Source organism: Streptomyces sp. cg40, assembly GCF_050320165.1.
Taxonomy (GTDB): Bacteria; Actinomycetota; Actinomycetes; order Streptomycetales; family Streptomycetaceae; genus Streptomyces; species Streptomyces hokutonensis.
In genome coordinates this window covers 2503897-2525973 of sequence record NZ_CP190128.1, presented here as the reverse complement: position 1 = coordinate 2525973, position 22077 = coordinate 2503897, and the positions used below count along the sequence as shown (strand labels likewise).

General features: G+C 71.0%; 21 protein-coding genes. 14 read left to right on the top strand and 7 right to left on the bottom strand.

The window, feature by feature from the left end:
* Positions 1-1566: a PucR family transcriptional regulator gene (locus tag ACQHII_RS11170; protein WP_427919149.1), complete on the bottom strand. Its 1566-nt coding sequence runs from the start codon at positions 1564-1566 to the stop codon at positions 1-3.
* A 160-nt stretch (positions 1567-1726) separates the two neighbouring features.
* Here ACQHII_RS11170 and ACQHII_RS11165 point away from each other — a divergent pair, with 160 nt between their 5' ends.
* Positions 1727-3178, top strand: a complete 1452-nt coding sequence (locus ACQHII_RS11165; RefSeq protein ID WP_427919148.1) for a sodium:solute symporter — start codon at positions 1727-1729, stop codon at positions 3176-3178.
* A 63-nt stretch (positions 3179-3241) separates the two neighbouring features.
* Positions 3242-3991, top strand: a complete 750-nt coding sequence (locus ACQHII_RS11160) for a class II aldolase/adducin family protein (RefSeq protein ID WP_427919147.1) — start codon at positions 3242-3244, stop codon at positions 3989-3991.
* Here ACQHII_RS11160 and ACQHII_RS11155 read toward each other — a convergent pair.
* Positions 3979-4614, bottom strand: a complete 636-nt coding sequence (locus ACQHII_RS11155) for a ScbR family autoregulator-binding transcription factor (RefSeq protein WP_427919146.1) — start codon at positions 4612-4614, stop codon at positions 3979-3981. The genes ACQHII_RS11160 and ACQHII_RS11155 overlap by 13 nt on opposite strands.
* A 110-nt stretch (positions 4615-4724) precedes the next feature.
* Between ACQHII_RS11155 and ACQHII_RS11150 the strand changes: the two genes are divergently transcribed.
* The gene (locus ACQHII_RS11150) at positions 4725-5651 is read left to right on the top strand and encodes a ScbA/BarX family gamma-butyrolactone biosynthesis protein (RefSeq protein ID WP_427919145.1); all 927 of its coding nucleotides are present in this window, start codon (positions 4725-4727) and stop codon (positions 5649-5651) included.
* A gap of 87 nt (positions 5652-5738) precedes the next feature.
* Here ACQHII_RS11150 and ACQHII_RS11145 read toward each other — a convergent pair whose 3' ends face one another.
* Complete coding sequence (locus tag ACQHII_RS11145; RefSeq protein ID WP_427919144.1) at positions 5739-6701, bottom strand: EamA family transporter; 963 nt, start codon at positions 6699-6701, stop codon at positions 5739-5741.
* A 31-nt stretch (positions 6702-6732) separates the two neighbouring features.
* On the opposite strand from ACQHII_RS11145, the gene ACQHII_RS11140 reads away from it, so the two are divergent.
* The 4 genes from ACQHII_RS11140 to ACQHII_RS11125 all read left to right on the top strand — a co-directional run bounded on the left by ACQHII_RS11140 (position 6733) and on the right by ACQHII_RS11125 (position 9429).
* On the top strand, positions 6733-7266 hold the full coding sequence (locus ACQHII_RS11140) for a MarR family winged helix-turn-helix transcriptional regulator (RefSeq protein ID WP_427919143.1): 534 nt from the start codon (positions 6733-6735) through the stop codon (positions 7264-7266).
* Between the two features lie 126 nt (positions 7267-7392).
* On the top strand, positions 7393-7938 hold the full coding sequence (locus ACQHII_RS11135) for a DinB family protein (RefSeq protein WP_427919142.1): 546 nt from the start codon (positions 7393-7395) through the stop codon (positions 7936-7938).
* Between the two features lie 131 nt (positions 7939-8069).
* Positions 8070-8693, top strand: a complete 624-nt coding sequence (locus tag ACQHII_RS11130; RefSeq protein ID WP_427925287.1) for a LysE family translocator — start codon at positions 8070-8072, stop codon at positions 8691-8693.
* A 52-nt stretch (positions 8694-8745) separates the two neighbouring features.
* On the top strand, positions 8746-9429 hold the full coding sequence (locus ACQHII_RS11125; RefSeq protein WP_427919141.1) for an HAD family hydrolase: 684 nt from the start codon (positions 8746-8748) through the stop codon (positions 9427-9429).
* A 257-nt stretch (positions 9430-9686) separates the two neighbouring features.
* Here ACQHII_RS11125 and ACQHII_RS11120 read toward each other — a convergent pair whose 3' ends face one another.
* Entirely contained in the window at positions 9687-10595 is a 909-nt protein-coding gene (locus ACQHII_RS11120; RefSeq protein WP_427919140.1) for a LysR family transcriptional regulator, read from the bottom strand.
* A gap of 129 nt (positions 10596-10724) precedes the next feature.
* Here ACQHII_RS11120 and ACQHII_RS11115 point away from each other — a divergent pair, with 129 nt between their 5' ends.
* From ACQHII_RS11115 to ACQHII_RS11105, 3 genes are all read left to right on the top strand, one after another.
* Complete coding sequence (locus ACQHII_RS11115) at positions 10725-11240, top strand: SRPBCC domain-containing protein (RefSeq protein WP_427919139.1); 516 nt, start codon at positions 10725-10727, stop codon at positions 11238-11240.
* 117 nt (positions 11241-11357) lie between these two features.
* On the top strand, positions 11358-11666 hold the full coding sequence (locus ACQHII_RS11110) for a trypco2 family protein (RefSeq protein WP_427919138.1): 309 nt from the start codon (positions 11358-11360) through the stop codon (positions 11664-11666).
* 10 nt (positions 11667-11676) lie between these two features.
* Positions 11677-14871, top strand: a complete 3195-nt coding sequence (locus tag ACQHII_RS11105) for an NACHT domain-containing protein (RefSeq protein ID WP_427919137.1) — start codon at positions 11677-11679, stop codon at positions 14869-14871.
* A 365-nt stretch (positions 14872-15236) separates the two neighbouring features.
* On the opposite strand, the gene ACQHII_RS11100 is transcribed toward ACQHII_RS11105, so the two are convergent.
* Positions 15237-15503: a GlsB/YeaQ/YmgE family stress response membrane protein gene (locus tag ACQHII_RS11100; protein WP_427919136.1), complete on the bottom strand. Its 267-nt coding sequence runs from the start codon at positions 15501-15503 to the stop codon at positions 15237-15239.
* Between the two features lie 267 nt (positions 15504-15770).
* Here ACQHII_RS11100 and ACQHII_RS11095 point away from each other — a divergent pair, with 267 nt between their 5' ends.
* The gene (locus tag ACQHII_RS11095; protein ID WP_427919135.1) at positions 15771-16133 is read left to right on the top strand and encodes an ArsR/SmtB family transcription factor; all 363 of its coding nucleotides are present in this window, start codon (positions 15771-15773) and stop codon (positions 16131-16133) included.
* On the top strand, positions 16126-18753 hold the full coding sequence (gene mgtA / locus ACQHII_RS11090) for a magnesium-translocating P-type ATPase (RefSeq protein WP_427919134.1): 2628 nt from the start codon (positions 16126-16128) through the stop codon (positions 18751-18753). Before ACQHII_RS11095 ends, mgtA begins: the two co-directional genes overlap by 8 nt.
* Before the next feature lie 134 nt (positions 18754-18887).
* On the opposite strand, the gene ACQHII_RS11085 is transcribed toward mgtA, so the two are convergent.
* Both ACQHII_RS11085 and ACQHII_RS11080 read right to left on the bottom strand, forming a co-directional pair.
* Entirely contained in the window at positions 18888-19385 is a 498-nt protein-coding gene (locus ACQHII_RS11085; RefSeq protein WP_427919133.1) for a ricin-type beta-trefoil lectin domain protein, read from the bottom strand.
* A 96-nt stretch (positions 19386-19481) separates the two neighbouring features.
* Positions 19482-19694: a BBE domain-containing protein gene (locus ACQHII_RS11080; protein ID WP_427919132.1), complete on the bottom strand. Its 213-nt coding sequence runs from the start codon at positions 19692-19694 to the stop codon at positions 19482-19484.
* Positions 19695-19879: 185 nt separating this feature from the next.
* On the opposite strand from ACQHII_RS11080, the gene ACQHII_RS11075 reads away from it, so the two are divergent.
* The gene (locus ACQHII_RS11075; RefSeq protein WP_427919131.1) at positions 19880-20176 is read left to right on the top strand and encodes a hypothetical protein; all 297 of its coding nucleotides are present in this window, start codon (positions 19880-19882) and stop codon (positions 20174-20176) included.
* A gap of 125 nt (positions 20177-20301) precedes the next feature.
* Positions 20302-22008: an LCP family protein gene (locus tag ACQHII_RS11070; RefSeq protein WP_427919130.1), complete on the top strand. Its 1707-nt coding sequence runs from the start codon at positions 20302-20304 to the stop codon at positions 22006-22008.
* The last annotated feature ends 69 nt before the right edge of the window (positions 22009-22077 follow it).

The window sequence follows — 22077 nt, the reverse complement described above, 5'->3', positions numbered from 1 at the left end:
CTAGCCAGAGCGGTCCTGGTCCTCGTCCGGCAACCAGTCCAGGGCGAACCAGAGTTCCATCCGCACTCCGGGGTCCTGCAGATCCACATCGAGCAGTTCGGCCACCCGTGCCAGACGGTGCCGCACGGTGTTCCGGTGGATCTGCAGGGCCGCCGCCGTACGGTCCCAACTGCCGTGCAGGGTCAGCCAGGTGCGCAGGGTCTCGACGAGGACCGGGGCGCCCGGGGAACCGGCTGCGTCGAGCGGGGCGAACCGGGTGCGGGCCAACTCCCGCGCTCCGTCCGCCGGAACGAGCCCGTGGACGGTGAGCGGATCCCTGGTGTGGACGACGGCCGGCACCTGCGCCGCGAGCGCGCGTTGCAGGGCGCGTCCGGCCTGGACATCGGCGTGCGCCAGCTCCGAGGCCGGCACCGGCGTACTGAACCCGAGCACCCAGCCCAAGTCCGCCGCCTGCGCGGGCACTTCGGGCCGTACGTCCGGCGCACCGGGCACCAGCGCCTTCAGCCCGGAGCCGTCGACGTACAGATACGCGGTGCCCAACGCCGTGCCCAGGGTGGCGAGTTGGGCCGGATCGTCTCCCGGCGGCGGTGATGCCGGTGCCGTCGCGTACCGGCCGTGGACCACCACCCAGTGCCCGGCGGGCCCGAGTGCGGGTGCCACGTCGGCCGGGGCCGCGCCCAGCATGAGCCGTACCAGCGCGCCCGCGCTGTGCGTGTCGGTGCCCAGGGCGTGCCGGGGGCTGGTGAGCAGGGCCAGCAGTACGGCCGCCGTGCCGGTGATCTGACGGTGTACGAGAGTCGGAGCTTCGGTGGCCGCCTGGCCGAGGGCGAGCGTCGTGCCGGCGCGCTCGGTGCCCGGCAGGGTGTGCACGGTCAGATGGACACCGCCCTCGTGGTCGGCCGCGGCGGCCGGTGCGGACCGTCCGGCGGTGCCGGTGCGGACCCGGGCCAGGGTGCGTACGGCGAGGTCGCGCACCCGCCCCGGTGTCGGGGCCGCGGGCCGGGGACCGGCGCTGAACAGCTCGTTTCCCCGGGCGTCGTGCAGCACCGCCCAGGCGCCGGTGTGCCCGCTGAGCCGGTCGAGCACGGCCCGCAGCGCGTCCGGCCGGGCGGCCGCCGCGGCCAGCGCCGACTGGGCCCGGGAGATCTCGCGCAGCGCACGGTTGCGGGCCTCGCCGATCGCCGCGTACGTGGCCTGTCCGACCGCCACGAACGGGGTCGCGGGTGGCAGTCGTAGCAAGGGCAGGCCGTGGCGGTCGCACGCGGCGACCAGTTCGGCCGGGACCTCGTCGTGCACGGGCGCGACCCCGAACCCGAGCGCGCACACGCCGGCCGCGACGACCCGCCGTACATACGTGTCGACGCCCTCCGCGTCGGGCGGCAGCCGCACGCCCGCCGTGAGGAGCAGCTCGCCGCCCACCAGATACGGCGACGGGTCCTCGATCTCCGTGGTGCCGACCGTGCTGACCAGGCGATCCCCGGCAGGCCCGGCGATCTGGCGCAGGCCGAGGACGGGGTCGGCGAGCAGCACGCTCAGCGGCACGGACGGCTGCTCGGACTCGGTCATGAGGGGACATCCTCCCGACCCGGCGGTGTCGTAGGGCACTGCCGGAATCATCCAATGGACCGTCCCATATTGGACAGAACCGCCACTTCGACGCCAGTGCGAACGCCTATAGCGTCATCCCACTCCCAAGGCACCACCCCTTCCCACCCGGAGGTCACGGATGACCGTCGACTACTTCGTCATGGCCGCATACCTGCTGGGCATCATCGGCGTCGGCTGGTGGGGCAAGAGACGCGCCGCCTCCAAGAGCGACTTCCTGGTCGCCGGCCGCCGCCTCGGCCCCCTCATGTACACCGGCACCATGGCCGCCGTCGTCCTCGGCGGCGCCTCCACCATCGGCGGCGTCCGCCTCGGCTACACCTACGGAATCTCCGGCGCCGCCATGGTCTTCGCGATCGGCCTCGGACTGCTGGCGCTGAGCGTCTTCTTCTCCGCCCGCATCGCCCGCCTCAAGGTCTACACCGTCGCCGAGATGCTCTCCCTGCGCTACGGCGACACCGCCGCCGTGATCTCCGGCGTGGTGATGTGGATCTACACGCTGATGCTGGTCGTGACCTCCACGATCGCCTACGCCAGCGTGTTCGACGTCCTGTTCGACGTGCCGCGCTGGGTCGCGGTGGTCATCGGCGGCTCGATCGTCGTCGGCTACTCGGCGCTCGGCGGCATGTGGTCCATCACCCTCACCGACATGGTGCAGTTCGTGGTCAAGAGCCTCGGTGTGCTCGTCCTGCTGCTGCCCATCGCGGTGGTGAAGGCCGGCGGCTTCGGCGCCATGGCCGACCAACTGCCGCACGGCTACTTCTCGTTGACCTCCATCGGCGGCCAGACCATCCTCACCTTCGTGCTGATCTACACCTTCGGCATGCTCATCGGACAGGACATCTGGCAGCGGGTGTTCACCGCCCGCTCCGACAGAGTCGCCTCCTGGGGCGGCACGGTCGCCGGCGTCTACTGTCTGGTCTACGCCCTGGCCGGAGCCGTCATCGGCATGGCCACCAAGACCCTCTACCCGAACCTCGCCGCCGCCGACGACGCGTTCGCGACGATCGTCCGGCACGCTCTGCCCACCGGCGTCCGGGGCCTGGTGCTGGCCGCCGCCCTCTCCGCGATGATGTCCACCGCGAGCGGCGCCCTCATCGCGTCGGCGACCGTCGCCAACAACGACATCTGGGCCCGCCTCCGCAAGCGCACGGTGACCGGCTCGAAGGACGACGAGATCGGCTCCAACCGCCTCGCGATCGTCGTCCTCGGCATCGCCGCCATGGGCATAGCGTGCGCCCTCGGCGATGTCATCGAGGCCCTCACCGTCGCCTACAACCTGCTGGTCGGCGGCCTGTTGGTGCCCATCCTCGGCGGCCTCGTCTGGAAGCGCGGCAACCTGCCCGGCGCCATGGCCTCGATGATCGCGGGCGGCACCACGGTCGTCGTCCTCATGGTGACCGACGGCCTCCTCGCCAACGAGCCCATCTACTACGGCCTGTTGGCCGGCCTCGTCGCCTACCTCGCCGTCAGTCTCCTCACCAAGCCGACCGACGAGTCCGTCGTCCAGGCCTGGCACCGCCGCCTGGCAGGCGAACCGGCGCCCGCAGCAACGGAGTTGAGCGTGGCCTGACCCGCCGCCGTACCGAACCCCCCACCCGCACCCGCACGTGCCGTACCCCGTCGAAAGGTCCCCATGTCCTCGGAAGAACTGCGGCTGCGCCGTGAACTGGCCGCCGTCTACCGGCTCGTGGCGCACTTCAGGATGACCGACCTGATCTTCACCCACATCTCGGCCCGCCTCCCGGGCCCCGAACACCACTTCCTGATCAACCCCTACGGCCTCCTCTTCGAGGAGATCACCGCGTCGAACCTGGTCAAGATCGACCTGTCCGGCCACCCCGTCGAGGAGTCCCCCCACCCGGTCAACCCGGCCGGCTTCGTCATCCACAGCGCCGTCCACGCCGCCCGCCCCGACGCCCACTGCGTCCTGCACACCCACACCAGGGCGGGCTGCGCGGTCGCCGCCCAGGAGAGCGGCCTGCTCCCGCTCAACCAGATCTCCATGGAGTTCTACGGCAGGCTCGGCTACCACGACTACGAGGGCGTCGCCCTCAACCTCGCCGAACAGGGGCGCCTGGTCGCCGACTTGGGCACCCACCCCGCGATGATCCTGCGCAACCATGGCCTGCTCACCGTGGGAGAGACGCCCGCGCAGGCGTTCCTGCGCATGTACTACCTCGACAAGGCCTGCGAGATCCAGACCACCGCGACCGCCATGGGCACCCCGCTGCTCACCCCCGCACCCGACATCTGCGAACTCACGGCCCGTCAACTCACCGGCGAGGACGAGAAGTCGGACCTCCAGGACGACAAGGCCCACGACCTCGCGTGGTCGGCGCTGCTCCGCCTGGTGGAGCGCATCGCCCCGGACTACAAGGACTGACCGAGCAGGGCGCGGGCCCGGTCCAGGCAGCCGTGCGGGTCGGGGGCGGCCTGGAGGGCGGGGAGCAGGAAGAGCCAGAGGTCGGTCACCGCCTGCTCGACGTGTCTGCGGTCGTCCAGGGCGTCGGACACGGTGTGGGTGCCGAAGAATCCGGCGACGATGACCCGCGCGGCCCGTTCGATATCGGTATCGGGGGCGAGTTCACCGTTCTCCCGTGCGGAGTCCAGGAGTTGGGCGACGGTTTCGATCCAGCCCACGAACGGCTGCGGCAATTCGGCGGGAATGGATTTGCTCTCGTTCGAGAGTCTGCTGCCCGCCCGCACGATCACGTTGTCGCGGAACTCGCGCGCCACCGCGAGACTGAGGCCCACCAGCCGGTCCAGGACCGGTCCGTCCAGCGAGGTCCACGTCTCCACCAGCCTCGGCCATTCACCGAAGTGGGCCTCGAAGACAGAAGCGGCCAGACCCTCCTTGCTGCCGAAATGGAAATAGATGGCGCCACTGGTGTAACCGCTCCGCCGCGCCACGTCGCTGATGCTCGTCCCGACGTATCCATGCTGTTCGAACAGCACTGCCGCCGCCCCCAGGACGGCCTGCCGGGTGGCTTCCGCGCGTTCTTGCATCGCCCTCAACGACCCTTGCCCTTCACGCCGAATCGTCTTTTCAGGCGAATCTATCGGACCGTGCGGCATTTCTTATCCGCACCCGCAAGAAACATGCATCCTGTTATTTTATGAAGGAATCAACCGGGTCTTTCCCCTCCGATGCGGCGACGCTGCCGGCCCTGAGCTGGGACCGCTCCGTACCGCGAAGTCTCGTCCACCGGAAGTCGATCGCCGAGGTCCTCCTCACCGACGGACACGCACTCGGCGATGGACGGTATCTGCTCGCCGCGCAGTGGTCACGCTCCCACACCACGTTCCGGCCCGGCTCCGGCGACCGGCACGACCCGCTCCTGATCGCCGAAACCCTCCGCCAGGGCTGCCTCTATCTCTGCCAGCGCTTCCTGGGCGTCCCCGTGACGAGCAAGTCCGTCATCAAGGTCATCGGCTTCCGTCTCGACCCCGCCATGGACCCCGTGGTCGGCTACGGCGCGACCGACGTGACCTGCCGTGCGAGGGTCTACGACGTCCGCCGCGCGGAGGGCCTGGCGTGGCCCGTCGCGCTCAGCCTCCGGCTCGAACTGGCGGTGGGCGACGCCGAGTTCGGCAGCGCCGAAGGCCGGGCCCGCATTCTCACCGAGGACGAGTACATGGGGTTGCGAGGCACCCGTGCCGGCGCACTTCCGCCACCGGGCGAGGACATCCGGCGACTCCCGCCCACCGACGTCTCGGCCACCGCCCCCGGCGGCGTGATGATCGCCCACGACGGAACCGGTTCCCTCCGGGTGGCACCGGCCGACCTCCGCCATCCGTTGTTCTTCGACCACCCCAGCGACCACATCCCCGGCATGGTCCTCCTGGAGGCCGCCCGCCAGGCCGCATGCCTCACCAGCGGCAACACCTCCGCCCGCCTGACCGGCTGCCGTATGACGGCCTCCCGGTTCACGGACTGGGACCCGCCCGCGTATGTCGCGTGCGAGCCGGCGGGGGAGGGGTGGGGGTTCCGGGTCACCCAGGGCGGGGTGGTGACCACGGAGGGGAATCTGTGGTGGGCGTGAGACGGGGGTGTCGTACTGCCGGTTGCCCGGCACCGGCAGGCCGACGGGGGCCGCGCTGCGGTCGCGTCCGGTCGCGCCGTCGATTCGTCACGGGGGGTCGCAGGCGGCGGGCTCGTGCGCGCGTGCGGGGGCGGAGGCGGGACGCTTGTCGGGCGCGGTGCGGGTCGGTGTCCGGTCGGTGTCGCGACGGCTGGCGCGGGTGGGGCGGGTCGGCCGGCCCAGGACGACTCCGGTCAGGACCATTGCCAGTCCGCACAGTTGACGGACCGTCAGTACCTCTCCGGCGACCGCCGTGCCGAGCAGTACGCCGGTGACGGGGTTGAGCAGTCCGATCAGGCCCACCGTCCCGGAGGGCAGATGCCGCAGCCCGGTGAACCAGGCGGCGAAGGCGAGCGCGGTGGCGACGACGGTGACATAGCCGAACGCGAGGAGTGCCGATGCGGAGAGCGCGGGCGGCGGTCCCTCCACGGTCGCGGCGACCGGCAGCAGGAACAGCCCTCCGGCGGTGAGCTGCCAGGCGGTCGAGGCGAGTATGTCGGTACCGGTGCTGTTCCACCGCTTGGCCAAGATGTGGCCGAAGGCCGACACGAGCATGGCCGCGGCCGAGGCGAGGACTCCCGGCACGCTCACTCCGTCCGCCCCCGTGAACAGCATCAGGCACACCCCGGCGAGGCCGATCGCGGCGCCGGCCAGGTGCGTGCGGCCGGGCCGCTCGGACATCAGGGCCCGGGCGATGAGCATCATGGCCAGCGGGGACACCGCCATGACGGTCGCGGCGATGCTCGTCGGGAGCAGTTGGGAGGCGGCGTAGACCAGGACGAAGAACACGCTCACGTTGAGCAGCCCGAGCACGGCGGACCGCCACCACCACGCGCCGCGCGGTCGCCGACGGCACAGGGCGAGCAGGACGAGGCCGGCGGGCAGGGCGCGCAGGGCCGCGCCGTAGAGCGGGCTGTCGGGCGGCAGGAACTGGTGGGTGACGTAGTAGTTGGTGCCCCAGGCCACCGGTGCGACGGCGGTGAGGCCCACCCACCTCAGGTTGGCTTCCATGGAAGCTAATATACCTTCCTGGGAAGCTATCATGCTGTGCATGGACGCCCCACAACCGCCGGACCGCGTAGCCCGCATCCAGGCCGACTGGCGCCGCGAGCGGCCCGACCTCGACGTTTCCCCGCAAGGCGTGATCGGCCGCCTGCACCGCCTGGCCGGCCACCTCACCGAGGAGCTGAGCCTCGTCTACGGCCGCTACGGACTCGGCGAGGGAGAGTTCGACGTCCTGTGCGCCCTGCGCCGCGCCGGCGAGCCCTACGAACGGGCACCCGGCGAACTGGCCGCCCACACCATGGTCACCACCGGCGCGATGACGAAACGGATCGACCGCCTGGAGCGCGCCGGCCTTGTCACCCGCCGCCGCTCCGCCGACGACCAGCGCGGCCGCATCGTCGCCCTCACCCACCCCGGACACGACCTGATCGACCGGGCGTTCACCGACCACATGCGCAACGAACACCGACTGCTGGGCCTGCTGGCGCCGGGCGAGACGGAGGAGTTGGAGCGGCTGCTCACTGCGTGGCTCGCGCGGGTGGAGGGCCCGCCGTCGGGGGAGGGCGGCTGAGCGGGGGGCCTGTCGTCGGTTGATGGCATGGCCTCAGGTCGAGTCGTGTGCTTCGCGGTCGCCGGTGCGGCGACCCAGGGGTTCGGCCGGCGATGAGTTCCGACGCGAAAAGAGGTCTTCTTGGGCATGCGAACTCGTGACTCCGTCGTCGTCCAGAAGATCGTCAGGCCCGAACGCACCGTATCGGGACCGTGGTTGGAGGTGATCGCCTCGAATCTCGACTACCACCGGGCGACCTTCCTGTGGAAGTGCGAGGGCCTTTCGGAGGCGCAACTGCGGCTACGCCCCCTGGGATCCTCGACGTTGACCCTGCTGGGGCTCATGCGTCATCTCCAGGGGGTCGAACGAGCCTGGTTCCAGCGGACGTTGGCCGGTACGACGCCTCACTTCTTCCCGTATCGGACCTATGTCACCGCTGGCGGCGACGAGTGGTACGACGAGTCGGACGCCACGCCGGCCGGGGAGGTCTACGCGGACTATCTGAAGGCGTGCGAGGAGTCGCGGCAGGTGTTCGCGGGGGTGACCGCCGACCTCGCGCGCATCGTGCCGAACCCGGAATTCGGTGACACCGACGTGCGGTTCGTCCTTGAGCACGTGATCGAGGAGTACGCCCGCCATGTCGGCCACGCGGACCTCCTCCGCGAGGCCGTCGACGGTGCCACGGGAGAGTAGCCGACCGCTCGTCCCGCGAAATCTACGGGCGGACCCTGCCCGATATCGGGCAGAATAATGGAGGTTCGGCGACTCGGTGTCTATGGTCGTCGTTCGTGATCGCCATAGACGCCTTGTGGACCTTCTCCCTGATGGTGGGATTGCTCACCCTCACCCCCGGACTGGACACCGCGCTCATCCTGCGCACCGCCGGACTCGGCCACCGCCGTCGCGCCTGGGGCGTGGTCCTCGGCATCCAGTGCGGCACGCTGATCTGGGGCGTACTGACCTCGCTCGGCGTGACCGCGCTCCTGACCGCCTCCCACCTCGCCTACGAGATCCTCCGCTGGGCCGGAGCCGCGTACCTCGTGTGGATGGGAGGCAGGCTGCTGTGGGCCTCCTGGCGCAGTGCGGCGGACGGGGACGCGAAGGCGGACGGGGTTGACGTCGGCCGCGGGCTGCGCGCCGCCGCCGACGACACGGTGTTCGGTGGCTGGCGGCAGGGGAGTGCGACCAACCTCCTCAATCCGAAGATGGGCGCCTTCTACGTCGCGGTGCTCCCGCAGTTCATCCCCGCCGGTGCCCCCCACCTCCCAACGGGCCTTCTCCTGACCGGTGTTCACATTCTTCTGGCCGTCCTCTGGTCCTGCGCGCTGATCGCCTTCGCGCGTGTGCTCCGTGGCCGTCTGCAACGGCCCTCCGTACGCCGCTGCCTCGACCGGGTCACGGGCGCGGCCATCGCCGTCTTCGGTCTCCGCCTCGCGCTCGGCGACTGAGCCGGACGGGAGACCTGCCTGCCCTGCTCGCCCCAAGTGAAAGGCGCCACCCATGAGTTCGCTCCCCACCGGTGTGGAGTCCGTGGTCTTCGACTGCGACGGCCTGCTGGTCGACACGGAGGTCTGCTGGAGCGTCGCGGAAGCGGCCCTCTTCGCGGCGCACGGACACGCCTTCGGCCCCGAACAGAAGGCGCTGGTCATCGGCCGCAGCGTGGAGGACGCGGCAGCAGCGATGGCCGACTGCTTCGGGCGACCCGAAGCGGGTGCCGAACTCGCCGCCGAACTCCTCGAAGGAGTCCGCAAGGAGCTGGCCCGGGGCGCGGAAGTCCGCCCCGGCGCAGTCGAGTTGGTACGCGCCTGCCGGGCGGCCGTGCCGGTGGCCGTCGCCAGCAACAGTCCCCGGGAACTGCTCGATGCCGCACTGGGATCGGCCGGCCTCGCCGACTGCTTCGCCCACTCGTTCGCCGCCGACGAGGTGTGTTACCCCAAACCCGCACCCGACCTCTACCTCACCGCATGCGAGGCGCTCGGCGCGGCCCCGCAACACTCCGTCGCCTTCGAGGACTCGGCCACGGGCATCGCCGCGGCACGCGCGGCAGGGCTGTACGTCGCCGTCGTACCGTCCCTGCCGGGAACCGTCCTCGACCACGACTGGCTGGGCACCACCCTCGCCGCACCGGAACTACGGCACTGGGCAAGGGAATTGGAGCGAGGCACCGCACACGGGGAACGGTAGGCAGGCACGGACGGACGGTGGTCCGGCCGCTGAGCCGCAGAGGTCGGACCACCGGCTCGTGCGCGTGAGGCGACGCGACTGCTCAGCGGTCGTCGCAGGCTCGCGGCTGCTCCGCCCGCTCGGCGGAGGGCGTACGGCACGACGGTCGGCCGGGTCACCTGGGCCACCCGGAGACAGTCGCGTTGGCGTGGACCCTCCACCACCAGGGAGTGTTGCCGTCCATCGGCAGGTGCACTGGTTCCAGTACGGCACGCGAGCTACCACTCCCGGGCGGCCTGCCGGAGCCGGTCGCGTACGCGGAGCACGGCGGGGTTGGTGTCGGCACCGGGCCGCTGGACCAGGAAGAGCGTGTTGAGCGGCGGCTCCTCCGGATCATGGAGGAGGACGAGGCGCCCGGAGTCCAGATACTCCTGGCACAGCGAACGGGGCAGCACGCTGAAACCGGCGCCCGCGTTGACCGCCGACAGTACCGCGTACAGATTGGGCACGGTGACGGCGGCGCGGGCGGTGAGCTGTTTGCCGAAGACGCTGCGCCAGTAGCGGCGGACGATCGGCAGATCCTCGGCATACGTCACCATCGGGACGTCACGCAGCGCGGCGCACAGGTCGTCGGCCCGCGCGTGCTGCTCGACGCGCTCGGCCCAGACCGGGCTCGCGACCAGCAGATACTCCTCGTCCGCGAGCGGCACCGACTCCAGCGCCCGGCCGCGGGGCCGCCGGGTGGTGATCACCAGGTCGTGCCGCCCCGCCCGCATCTCCTCCAGCAGCGGCTCCGGGAGCCCCTGTGTGACGCGGAGCCGGACGCCGTCGGCGACGAGCGGCACGAGGGCGGGCAGCACGCGTACGCAGAGCAGCTCGGACGGCCCGGCGAGATGCACGGGCGCGAGGGTCTCGCCCGCGTCCTCCAGCGCGGCCAGCGCGTCGAGCGGGCCCGCGAGCTGTCCGGCGAGTTCGTGCGCGTACGGCGTCGGCTCCACCCCGCGCGGCAGCCGGGTGAACAGTTCCCGCCCGGCCTGCTGCTCCAGGGTGCGGATCTGCGCGGTCACGGTCGGCTGCGACAGCCCGAGCCGTGGGGCCGCCGCGGTGAACGACCCCGCGCGGTACACGGCAAGGAAGGTGCGCAGCAGGTTCAGATCCGCGTGCGGCGGCAACTGCTGCTTCGTCATGTCGTCCAGCATATCGACTCCCGGTATCGGAGTTCCGATATCGAGGATCGGCCTTCCTATTGGTCAGCGGATGGATACCCGGCCTACGGTCGTGAACGTTCGACAACGCACCCACCGAAAGGCGCCCCCGTGACCACGCAGAACGCGATCAACTGGCCCGAGAAGTACCTGCCCGGCACCGGCGACAACTTCGTCTCCAACGAGGTGATCGTCAAGGGCATCACCGCCGCGCAGGTGTGGCGCCCCCTGACCGACACCTCCGAGTGGGAGGGTTACTACGACAACGTCGCCGACATCTCCTTCCCGCACGGTGGCGGCCCCGACCTGAAGGACGGACTCGACTTCAGCTTCGGCACCTTCGGCTTCCCGCCGCTGGCCGCCCGGGTCGTCGAGTTCCGGCCCCCGTCCGAGGGCGTCCCCGGCCGCCTGTCCTGGACGGCGAAGCAGGACGGCGGGCCCGAGGAACGGCTCGACGTGCTCCACGCCTGGCTGGTCGAGGACCTCCCCGGGGAACGGGTCCGCATCCTCACCCAGGAAACCCAGATCGGCGAGCCGGCCGCCGCACTGGCGACCGAGCGCCCGAACCCGATGCTCAACGGCCACCAGGCATGGCTCGACGGCCTCGTGGCTGCCGCCGCCAAGTAGGCCGTACTCCGACCAGGAACAGGCCCGGCGTCTGTCCGACGACGGACTGTTGTACGTTGAATTCGGGCCCATGGTGACGCGTCCGGCTCAACACTGCCGGGAACGGGGATGGTTGTGATGGCGGGCGTGGAACTGGCGGAACTGATAGCCCAGTTGAGGGCGGAACTCACCGAGGCCATGCGGGCCGGCGAGAACGCCGGACTGCGGTTCGAACTCGGCCCGGTCGAGCTGGAGTTGGCCCTCTCCGTGGGCAAGGAGGGCGGGGCCGGGGGCAAGGTCAGGTTCTGGGTCGCGGAACTCGGCACCGAGGGCAAGGCGTCCAGCACCTCCACCCAGCGGATCAAGCTGGTGCTGGATCCCCGACAGACCGGCGTGCCGGATCGCAGACCGCTGATCTCCGGCGAGGAAGTGGCCGGCGAGCGATGAGCGCGCGCGTATGAGTTCCGAGGGCCTCGACCGCGCCCGCGTCGCCGAGTTGCTGGTGACCCACGCGGGCGGGCGGCGGCGCGGTTCGGGTTACCGGGTCACCGCGGACGCGGTGCTGACCGCCGCCCATGTGCTGGAGGGCGCCGTATCCGTGCAGGTGCGGTTCGAGCCCGACCTGCCGGGGGAGTGGACCGCCCACGCGCTGTCCTGGTCCGCGGACGCCGCCTCGGACATCGCCGTGGTGACCATCACGCCCCGTCCGGGCGAACCGGCGCCGGTGGACGCCCGGTTCGGGCGGATCGGCACGCGGGCCGCCCAACTGCCGGTGCAGGCAGTCGGGTTCCCCCGGTGGAAGCTGCGCGGGAACACCGGAGCGGGAGCCACGGGATCGACGGGGTCAGGCGCGGCGACCTGGTTCCGGGACAGCGCGCACGTCGTCGGATCGGTGGCGCTCCTGTCGCACTGGCGGGAGCGGACCCTGGAGATCGTCGTCACCGCCCGGCCCGCCCTCCTCGCCCCCGGGACGGGCGGCGCGGTGTCGCCGTGGGAGGGCATGTCCGGGGCCGCGCTGTGGGCGGAGGACCGGGTCGTCGGCGTGGTCACCAAGCACCACCCGGGGGACGACCTCGGCGTCCTGACCGCCGCGCGGTTCGACCTCGCGCTCGACGAACTCGCCCCCGGGCTACGGCAGTTGCTGCCCGTCCCCGAGCGGTCCGCGCAACTGCCCGACGTCGTACCGGCCGCCGATCAGGCGGACGAGGAGTTCGCCGACCGATACCGCGCCTTCATGGCCCGTACCCTGAACCGCTTCGAGTTCTTCGGCGTCGACCCGCGCGGCATACCGCGCCGCCACACCTTCGCCACCGGCTACGTCCCCCTGACGGTCAGCCCACGGGACACCGGCGACGAGGCGAAGAACGCCGTGACCGCCGGAGTCCGCGCCGACCAGGCCCTCGGCGACCAGGAGCGCGCCCTGGTGCGCGGGGTGGCCGGCTCGGGCAAGAGCACACTGCTGCGCTGGCTGGGCGTGCGCGCCGCGCGGACCGCGGACGGCATGGGCGAGGGGGCACCCGTGCCGTTCGTCCTCGAACTGGCCCGGTTCGGCGGCGGCCGGCCGCCCTCCCTGGACCGGTTGATCGCTCCCGTGCTGCGCCCGGAGATGCCGGCCGGCTGGGTGCGGCGCATGCTGGCGGCGGGCCGCGTGGTGCTGCTCCTGGACGGCCTGGACGAGATCCCGCCCAGGGAACGGGTACACGTCGAGGACTGGGTCGACGAACACGTGGACGCGCACCCCGGCACCCGGTGCATCGTCACCACCCGCCCCTCCGTCGTGGCCGAACAGTGGTGGGCGGACCGCGGTTTCCAGCGCTACGACCTGCTGCCGATGAGCCGCCACAGCATCGACCAGTTCGTCCACTCCTGGCACGACGCCGCCCGCGACGACCAGCCCGCCACCGCCCTCGGCGACGAGGTCCGCAGAGAACTGACGCGCTGCGAACGCCAGTTGCTCATCACCCTCTCCAACCGCCCCGCCCTGCGCGGCATGAGCGCCAACCCCCTGCTGTGCGGACTGCTGTGCGCCCTGCACCTGGAACGCGCCGAGCACCTCCCGGAGAGCCGCAAGCAGGTCTACGACGCCGCGCTCGACCTGCTCCTGGTGCGCTGGCCGCATCTGCGGCGCCGGCACCGCGCGGCGGACGACGGCGAGCGGGCCGGTTCCGGGTTCGTGCCGGAGACCGACCCCCAACCCCCGCTGCGCGGCGAGGGGATGACGAAACTCCTCCAGCGGATCGCGTTCTGGCTGGTCACCAACCGCCAGCTGGTGCTGACGCCCGAACTCGCCCGGCGCCGCGTCCAGTCGTCCATGCTCGGCCTGCGCGGCGACGGCGACCCGGAACGCGTGCTCCAGTACCTGGCCCACCAGAGCGGCGTCGTACGCGAACTGCCGGACGGTTCCCTGGAGTTCGTCCACCGGACCTTCCGCGACCACCTCGCCGCGAAGGAGGTCGTCGAGGAGGACAACCTGCCGCTGCTGGTGGACAACGCCGACAAGCCGCACTGGCACGACGTGGCGGTCATGGCCGGTGCGCACGCCCGCCCCGCCGAACGGATCTGGCTGCTGCGGCAGTTGCTGGACCGCGGCCGGACCGAGCCAGCCCACAAGGACGCCCTCTTCCTGCTCGCGGCCGCCATCCTGGAGCAGACCGACGTCCTCCCGCAGGAGGACGGCAGCTCGCCCGACGTACGCGACCAGGTCAACGAGGACCTGGCCGAGCTGATCCCGCCCCGCGACCGGCCCGCCGCCGACCAGCTCGCCGCGGCCGGACCGTTCGTCCTCGACCTGCTGCCCGAACCGAGAAACGTCACCGACGAGCAGGCCGTACTGGTGGTGCGCGCGGCGGCCCGGATCGCGGCCCGCTGGGAGAACCCGCCCGGCGCCGTGGAGAAGATCCTCCAGTACACCGTGGCCGGCGCCCCGGGCCGCATGATCAACGAACTGCTGGAGGCGTGGGGCCGGCACGGGGACTACGAGACGTACGCGCGTGACGTGCTCAGCGAGATCGACTTCAGCCGGTTCGACGTCGAGCTCCAGAACGGCCGGCGCATCGACCACGTCAACCACCTGAAGTCCATCGTCACCCTGACCCTGCGCAACAGCGTCTTCGATCTGACCCCGCTCACCGCCTTGCCCGACCTGCGCCGCCTCACCCTGCGCGACAACGACATGACCTCCCTGCGCCCCCTGACCGGGGCCCGCTCACTCCGGGTCCTCGTCCTGGACCGGTGCGCCAGGAACGCGGGCGCCCTGCCCGTGGACCTCTCCCCGCTCCGCGAACTACGGCTCTCCCGGCTCGTCATCGCCGGCATCACCACCCGCGCGGACCTCGCCGGCCTGTCCGGCGTACGGCTGGACAGCCTGCGCCTGGAATCACGCCCACGCGACCTGACCCGCCTCCCCGCCGGACTGCGGGTCCGTCACCTCAGCCTGGTGTCCGGCGCCCGAAGAATCCGGTTCGACGAGGTGGACGGCCTCCGCTCGGTCGTCCTCGACTGGTCCCCGGAAGCGGACCTGCCGACCATGACCGCCCCCCTGCCGAACCTCCACCGACTCGTCCTGCGCCAGGTTCCACCGGGCACGACCGTCCCCCCACTCCCCGGCATCCGCACCACGATCTGCCCGGCGCGGCACCCGACGACGGGGTGAGGCGCACGGCCCCATCCTCAACGTCTCCCAGGACGATTGCTCAGAGCCAGTCTTTCCGCTTGAAGGGGACGTACAGACTGGTGCCGACAACCGTCATCAGGACGATGGCGAACGGATACCCGAGCACCCAATCGCCGCCCATGTAGATGGCCCTGCCCCCCTATGAAGCCCGACGCGCGGCCCCCGGCGTGCTTGAATCCGCAGGTGCATGTGCGGCCGACTCTTCGTGGGTTCTTGACGAACCGCCCATGACTTGGCTCTCGACCACCAGCTCGTGCCGTCGGGGTCGTAGCGGTTGAGGGGGCCGGCGCCGCAGTACTCGTAGGCGTCCGCACACCCGTGACCGGCGTGGGCCGATACGCCGGTCAGTCGCGGGAGTTGCCGAACAGCAGTCGGTAGCCGATGAGCAGTACCAGTGAGCCGCCGATCGCCGAGCCCCAGGTGTAGAGGTCGAAGAAGTGGTTCTCAACCGGTCGGTCGAGGAAGCGGGAGGAGAGCCAGCCGCCGACGAAGGCGCCTGCGATACCGATGAGGGTGGTGCCGATCAGGCCACCCGGGTCGCGGCCGGGCAGCAGGATCTTGGCTATGGCTCCGGCGAGCAGGCCGAGGATGATCCAGCCGATGATGCCCACGGTGAGGTCCTTCCGGAGAGTGTGGGTTGCTTGTTTGCGCAAGTCTAGGGATGCCTTGATGCTGGGATGAGGGCTCATAGCCAGCTGCGACCTGGTCGTTGAGGTTCTGTCTCATGGTTAAGACATTGCGCAAGTCGGGAACTGGGGGAGTTGGTCAGTGTGTCCCGGCCACGGGTGGCGACGTGTCGGCGCGTAACGCTTCGCCCCTACACTGGGTGGGCGCGTGAGTATCGGCTGTGACGTGGGCACGACGGGAGAGAGCGGACTGTGGCGGAGAAGGCCGGTGGTTACGGGGATCCGTCCGCCGAGGTTCTGGTGGAGGCGGCCGCGGCGTTCGGGCTGCTCGCCTCGGCGGCCAGGCTGCACATCATGTGGGCCCTGTCCCAGGGGGAATGCGATGTCACGCACCTCGCCGACCGGGTGGGCGGCGCGCTGCCGTCAGTCAGTCAGCACCTGTCGAAGCTGAAGCTCGCCGGCCTCGTCCGCTCCCGCCGGGAGGGCCGGCACCAGGTCTACTACGTCGACGATCCCGACATCGTGACGGTCGTGCGGGTGATGGTGGGGCAGCTGACCGCACGCTCGCATCAGACCCTCGCGCCGGTACGCCGGCTGCACGGGGCCGGTGGCTGAGACCACCGCGGCCTCGGGGCAGGACGCCGAGTCCCCTTCTCCCGCCGGGAGTTCCCGACCCGCTTCGGACCTCGCCCCGCCGACCGTGCTGGAAGTGCTCCGCCGCCTGGACACCGGTCCGCGGGGACTGACGGAGGCACAGGCCGGGGAACGGCAGCTTCGCTCCGGGCCCAACGTCCTGCCGGCGCATCGCGAGGAATCCTGGCCGAGAGCGCTGCTGCGCAGTCTGCGCGATCCCTTCACCGCCGTACTGCTGTGTCTGGGGCTGGTGTCGGCGGCCGTCGCCTCATGGGGCACCGCCTCGGTGATCCTTCTCCTGGTCACGGTCAGCTGTGTGCTCCGGGCGTCCGGGGAACATCGGGCCGACCGGTCCATGGCCGGGCTGCGCGATCTGGTCGCCGGCACGGCAACCGTCCTGCGCCGTGCCGACGAGGGTCTGCCGCCGGAGGTCCGGGAGATCCCGGTCGACGAGCTGGTGCCGGGCGACGTGATCCGACTCGGGCCGGGCGACCTGGTTCCGGCCGACGTACGGCTGCTGCGGGCGCAGGCGCTGACCGTGCATCAGGCCGGGCTCACGGGCGAGTCGGTGCCCGTGGCGAAGGACGCTGCCGATGCGGCCGACGGTTACGACTACGGCTTCGACCAGCCGCAGCTCTGCTTCCAGGGCAGCAGCGTCGCGGCCGGCAGCGCCACCGCCGTCGTCGTGGCGACCGGTGCGCGGACGCGGTTCGCCGCCGCTCAGGGCCGGGCGGACACCGCGCGCGAGGCCAGCTCCTTCGACCGCTCCATGCACGGCATCTCCTGGATCCTCATCCGGTTCATGCTGCTGACCCCGCCGCTGGTCCTCATGGCCAACGCGGCCCTGCGCGACCGCGGCCTGGAGACACTGCCGTTCGCCGTCGCGGTGGCCGTCGGACTGACCCCGGAGATGCTGCCGGTCATCGTCACCACCTGTCTGGCGCGAGCCGCCTCGTTGCTGGCCCGCACCCACGGGGTGATCGTCAAGCGACTGCCCGCGCTGCACGACCTCGGAGCGGTCGACGTGCTGTGCCTGGACAAGACCGGCACCCTCACCCAGGACCGCCCCGTCCTCGACCGCGCCCTCGGACCCGACGGCCGGGACGACCCCGAAGTGCTGCGCTGGGCCGCGGTGAACGCCTGGTGGACCCTTCAACTCGCCGATCTGCCCACCCCGGACGCCCTCGACGAAGCGGTCCTGGACGCCGTCGACGAGCACGACCTCATGGCCTGCGACGGCCTGGCCGCGCTCCCCTTCGATCCGGTACGGCGCCTCGCCACCGCCGTCGTCCGCACGCCCGGCCGGCTGGGCACGCACACCCTGGTCGCCAAGGGAGCCGCCGAGGCCGTACTGGAGCGGTGTGCCCTGGAGGACGAGCGGCGCGCGGAACTGCTCGCCCTCGCCGCACGCTTCGCGGACGACGGCGTGCGCGTGCTCGCGGTCGCCACCGCCGAGCGCCCCGCCCGCACCCGCGACTGCACACCGGCCGACGAACGCGGCCTGTCCTTCCGGGGGTTCGTCACCTTCAACGACGCGCTCGCCGCCACCGCCGCCGAAGTACTGAGGGCCCTCACCGATCGCGGTGTCACCGTCAAGATCCTCACCGGCGACCACCCCGGCACCGCCGCCCGCGCCTGCCGCGACCTCGGCATCCCGCTCGCCGCCGACGAGATCCTCACCGCCGACCGCGTCGACGGCCTCACCGACGTCGAACTCCGGGCCCTCACCCGCCGTACGACGGTCTTCGCCCGCTGCACCCCCGACCACAAGGCGCGGGTCACCCGAGCACTCCGGGCCTCCGGGCACACCGTCGGCTACCTGGGCGACGGCGTCAACGACCTGCCCGCCCTGCGCACCGCCGACGTCGGCATCGCCCCACGTGAGGCCGTGGCCGTCGCCCGGGAGAGCGCGGACGTGGTGCTCGCCCAGAAGGACCTCACCGCGATCGGCCACAGCATCGCGGCGGGGCGGTACGCGGGCGGCAACATCGCCGCGTATCTGCGCATCACGCTCTCCTCGAACCTCGGCAACGTCATCGCGATGCTCGCCGCCGGCCTCCTCCTGCCCTTCCTGCCGATGCTCCCGGCCCAGGTCCTCGCGCAGAACCTGTGCTTCGACGTCGCCCAACTCGCCTTCGCCTACGACCGGCCGCACCCGTCCGTCCTGCGTCGCCCGATCCTGCTGCGCCCACGCGATCTGCTGCGCTTCATCGCCGGCCTGGGTGTCCTCAACGCGGTCGCCGACCTGGCCACCTTCGGCGTTCTCGCGCTCGCTCTCCACGGGCTGGGGACGGGAGACGACGAAGGGGTGTTCCACTCCGGCTGGTTCACCGAGAACCTGATCACCCAGGCCCTGGTGATGCTGCTCCTCCGCTTCGGCCGGCGGAGCGCGGAAGGGCACAAGCCGGGCCCGGTCGCCTGGGCCGCGGTGGTCCTGTCCGTGATCGGAGTGCTGCTGCCGCCCTCGCCGCTCGGACCGCTGCTCGGCCTGACCGCACTGCCGATCGAGTACTACCTCCTGCTCACCGCCGTTCTCGTGCTCTACGCCGTCGGACTCCTCGCGGCGAGGTCGCGGTACGAGCGGCGCGGACGAGCCGATTAGTTCGGCTGGGTGTTCCGGGGAGAGGAAGACCAGGCAGGCCAGGCCGTGGCGGCTCGGTGGAGATCCTCACCCATGCCGTACGGATTCGGCCCCGGCGCCTCGCGATGAGGTGCCGGGGCCGCCGCAGGTCCGCGTCAGACCACGTAGTCGAACCACTGGCACGTGGTGTCGTCGAGCGTGGTGACGGTGTAGACGGCGGCACCAGTGCCGGAGAAACTGAGGTACGAGTGGTTCTGGTTCTGCAGGTGCTTGCCGTCGGCCGTCCAGAACTGTCCGCTGCGGCCGTTCCCGCACGGCGCCGCGTAGACGTCGTTCGACGCGGATCCGGAGTCGGTCGTGAGGCAGTCGCCGTTGGCGTTGCTCACCAGTCGCTTCATGGTGTGCCCGTCCCACTGGTTCGATTCCGTGCCCCAGTGCCAGAGGGGGCCCGCGCCGGAATCGTCACAGTTCTCCACCCAGACCCTGTTGCTCGCGGTCGAGCTGTGGAGACACTTCAGGTTGTCGGCACCGCTGTAGAAGACCCAGTCGGCTCCTGCTGCGGAGGCAGGGGTCAGAGCACCGGCGACGCTCAGCATGAAGGCGGCGATTCCCATGGGCAGAGCCAGCCTCTTCGAGGCTTTGCGAGAAGTCATGATCGCCAGAGTCCATGTATTCCGTGAACGACCTTTGAACCAAACGTGAATTGAGCACGTCAAGGCGTTCCCGGAGGGACGGAGTCTGGCGTGCCGTCAGTTCCCGCCGACGGCCTGTGTGTAGCGGAACAGCCCGGTGGGGTCGTAGCGGTGCTTGATCTCGACCAGGCGCTCGTAGTCGGCGCCGTAGTAGGCGCGCCGCCAGTCGCGGAGGTCGGGGTCGGGGAAGTTGACGTAGGCCGCGTTGGTGTCCAGGCGGTGGCGCAGCATCCGGTGGACGGTACGGGTCTGCGCCAGCAGGTCGCCCACCGCGGCGGGTGCCGTCCCGGGCGCGTGGCGTATCCCGCGGCGGCCGGGCCCAGTCCTGCCCGGCGAAGCCGCACGCGAACCGGGCTGGGGCGGGAGGGACGATCCGTGTGCGCTGATTTGAGTTGCTGCATTGCGCAATACTTGAAGTGACCGGGTGGAGTCCCGGTTTCGGGGGAGGGACGGCGATGCCGCGCGGGGACATGCAGCGAGTGCGCGATGCCAATCTGCGGCTGGGTGCCGCCCTGTCCGAGGTCGAAGGGCTCTATACGGCGCTGTTGAGGACGGGTTCGTCGCGGCGACGGGAGCGGCTGCTGACGGAGTTGGCACGCGCCGCCGGCCGACTCGCCGTTCTGGCGGAGGCGCCGGCGCCCGAGGTGCCTTCGGCGAGGGGCGGACCGCGGGGTTCCCGTCGTGCGCGGCGACGTGTGCTGGCCGAGCGCGGTGCCGCGTGGATCATCGCCCGGTACGGGCGGAGTGGGTAACGAGGCCGCGGGTTCCATGAGATCCCTCACCTGTGAAATGTGGCGGGGCCTGCGCTGCACAGGCCGTACGCTTGCTAGATTGCGCAATCATGCAAGTGACGTCGACCGTTTCATGGGAGTTGGGGATGAGCGACCCTTGGGACGGCCCGGTCGGGCAGGCGACGCGCAGTCGTAGCGCCCGGGTGTCCGGACAGCGCACGGCCGAGTCGCAGGGAGTGCGTCCTCCGGGCGGTCGGGCCGCGGCTCGGGCGGTCACCGGCAACAGCACTGGCCCGCGGTCGCGGCGTCGTACCCAGGCGGTGCGGAGCGGCAGGCGGGTCCTGAAGATCGCCGCGACCTGCCTGTCCGTCCTGATCCTTGCCACCGCCGGTGCCGGCTGGTGGTTCTACCAGCATCTGAACGGCAACATCAACAGCCTCTCGCTCGATGGCAAGGGCGGCACGGAGAAGGCCGACGCGTTCGGCCGCACCCCGATCAACATCCTGGTCATGGGCTCCGACGGCCGCACCAGCGCGGCCGACTGCAAGCTGGGCGGCGGCTGCTCACGGACCGGCGTGCAGTCGGGCAACGGGAACGCGGACGTGGAGATGGTGGTGCACATCTCCGCCGACCGCTCCAACGCCACCGTCATGAGCATCCCCCGGGACACCATGACGAACATCCCGGCCTGCAAGGACAGCGAGAGCGGACAGTCGACGGCCGGCTACTACGGGCAGATCAACAGCGCGCTCCAGTACGGCCCGACGTGCCAGGTGTCCACGGTTCACCAGCTCACCGGCATCACCATCGACCACTTCGTCGAACTCGACTTCTCCGGTGTGGTGAAGATGTCCGACGCGGTGGGCGGGGTCTCGGTCTGCGTCAGCGACAACGTCTACGACACCTACTCGCACCTCAAGCTGTCCAAGGGCACCCACACCCTCAAGGGTGAGGCGGCGCTGGAGTTCGTCCGTTCCCGGCACGGCTTCGGCGACGGCAGCGACCTGGGCCGTACCGTCTCCCAGCACATCTTCCTCAGCGCGATGATCCGCAAGTTCAAGAGCGCCGGTACGCTGACCAACCCGACCGCCGTCTACGACCTCGCGGACGCGGCCACCAAGGCGCTGACCGTCGACGACGGACTCGGCAGCGTCGGCAAGCTGATCGGCCTGGCGGCCGACCTGAACAAGGTCCCCGCCAAGCGGATCACCTTCACCACGATGCAGACCAGCCCCGACCCGGGCAACAGCAACCGTGTGGTGGTGGGCGCGGGGGCCAAGGCACTCTTCGCCACGATCGCGGGCGACCAGTCCCTGACCACCGGCTCCGGCAAGAAGTCCTCGGCGGCCTCCGCGACCGCCACCGCCTCGGCGGTTCCCGCGTCGCGGATCGCCGTGACGGTGGAGAACGGTACCGGCATCACCGGCCGCGCCTCCGCGGTCGCCACGGCCCTGACCGACCAGGGCTTCAGCTCAGCCACCACCACGGCCAACGCCCCGAGTTCGGCGGCCACGACCACGCTCACCTACGGCACCGGCCAGAGGGCCGAAGCGCAGACCGTGGCCAAGACGCTGGGCCTGTCCTCCGCGCACCTCGAACAGAGCACCGGCACCGGCCTGACCCTGGTGATCGGCGCCGACTGGCCCAGCGGCACCACCTACTCCGGAAGCACCGCTTCGCCGGCCCCCGCCGACACGAAGGCCGCCACGTCCAACGCCAACGCATCCACCGCCGACGAGTCGAAGACGTGCGCCGAGGTCAGCCCCTACAGGACGGTCAGCCTCGACGGGGTCGCCATGACCCCGGCGCAGGCGTACGCCGCCGCGAGCGGCAAGCCCGACTCCGACGAGTGAAGCGCTGACGAGAACTCCGAGGCGTGCAGCGCGGGACCGCGTCGGCGCCCGGTGCCACCGGTCGCCGTC

What these genes read in the sequence shown, in the direction of transcription:
- ACQHII_RS11145 (WP_427919144.1), bottom strand. Translation starts at nt 6,701, where the DNA reads ATGGAAGCCAACCTGAGGTGGGTGGGCCTCACCGCCGTCGCACCGGTG.
- ACQHII_RS11165 (WP_427919148.1), top strand. Translation starts at nt 1,727, where the DNA reads ATGACCGTCGACTACTTCGTCATGGCCGCATACCTGCTGGGCATCATC.
- ACQHII_RS11170 (WP_427919149.1), bottom strand. Translation starts at nt 1,566, where the DNA reads ATGACCGAGTCCGAGCAGCCGTCCGTGCCGCTGAGCGTGCTGCTCGCC.
- ACQHII_RS11155 (WP_427919146.1), bottom strand. Translation starts at nt 4,614, where the DNA reads ATGCAAGAACGCGCGGAAGCCACCCGGCAGGCCGTCCTGGGGGCGGCG.
- ACQHII_RS11150 (WP_427919145.1), top strand. Translation starts at nt 4,725, where the DNA reads ATGAAGGAATCAACCGGGTCTTTCCCCTCCGATGCGGCGACGCTGCCG.
- ACQHII_RS11160 (WP_427919147.1), top strand. Translation starts at nt 3,242, where the DNA reads ATGTCCTCGGAAGAACTGCGGCTGCGCCGTGAACTGGCCGCCGTCTAC.
- ACQHII_RS11105 (WP_427919137.1), top strand. Translation starts at nt 11,677, where the DNA reads ATGAGTTCCGAGGGCCTCGACCGCGCCCGCGTCGCCGAGTTGCTGGTG.
- ACQHII_RS11120 (WP_427919140.1), bottom strand. Translation starts at nt 10,595, where the DNA reads ATGACGAAGCAGCAGTTGCCGCCGCACGCGGATCTGAACCTGCTGCGC.
- ACQHII_RS11130 (WP_427925287.1), top strand. Translation starts at nt 8,070, where the DNA reads ATGGTGGGATTGCTCACCCTCACCCCCGGACTGGACACCGCGCTCATC.
- ACQHII_RS11110 (WP_427919138.1), top strand. Translation starts at nt 11,358, where the DNA reads ATGGCGGGCGTGGAACTGGCGGAACTGATAGCCCAGTTGAGGGCGGAA.
- ACQHII_RS11125 (WP_427919141.1), top strand. Translation starts at nt 8,746, where the DNA reads ATGAGTTCGCTCCCCACCGGTGTGGAGTCCGTGGTCTTCGACTGCGAC.
- ACQHII_RS11140 (WP_427919143.1), top strand. Translation starts at nt 6,733, where the DNA reads ATGCTGTGCATGGACGCCCCACAACCGCCGGACCGCGTAGCCCGCATC.
- ACQHII_RS11135 (WP_427919142.1), top strand. Translation starts at nt 7,393, where the DNA reads ATGCGAACTCGTGACTCCGTCGTCGTCCAGAAGATCGTCAGGCCCGAA.
- ACQHII_RS11075 (WP_427919131.1), top strand. Translation starts at nt 19,880, where the DNA reads ATGCCGCGCGGGGACATGCAGCGAGTGCGCGATGCCAATCTGCGGCTG.
- ACQHII_RS11085 (WP_427919133.1), bottom strand. Translation starts at nt 19,385, where the DNA reads ATGACTTCTCGCAAAGCCTCGAAGAGGCTGGCTCTGCCCATGGGAATC.
- ACQHII_RS11070 (WP_427919130.1), top strand. Translation starts at nt 20,302, where the DNA reads ATGAGCGACCCTTGGGACGGCCCGGTCGGGCAGGCGACGCGCAGTCGT.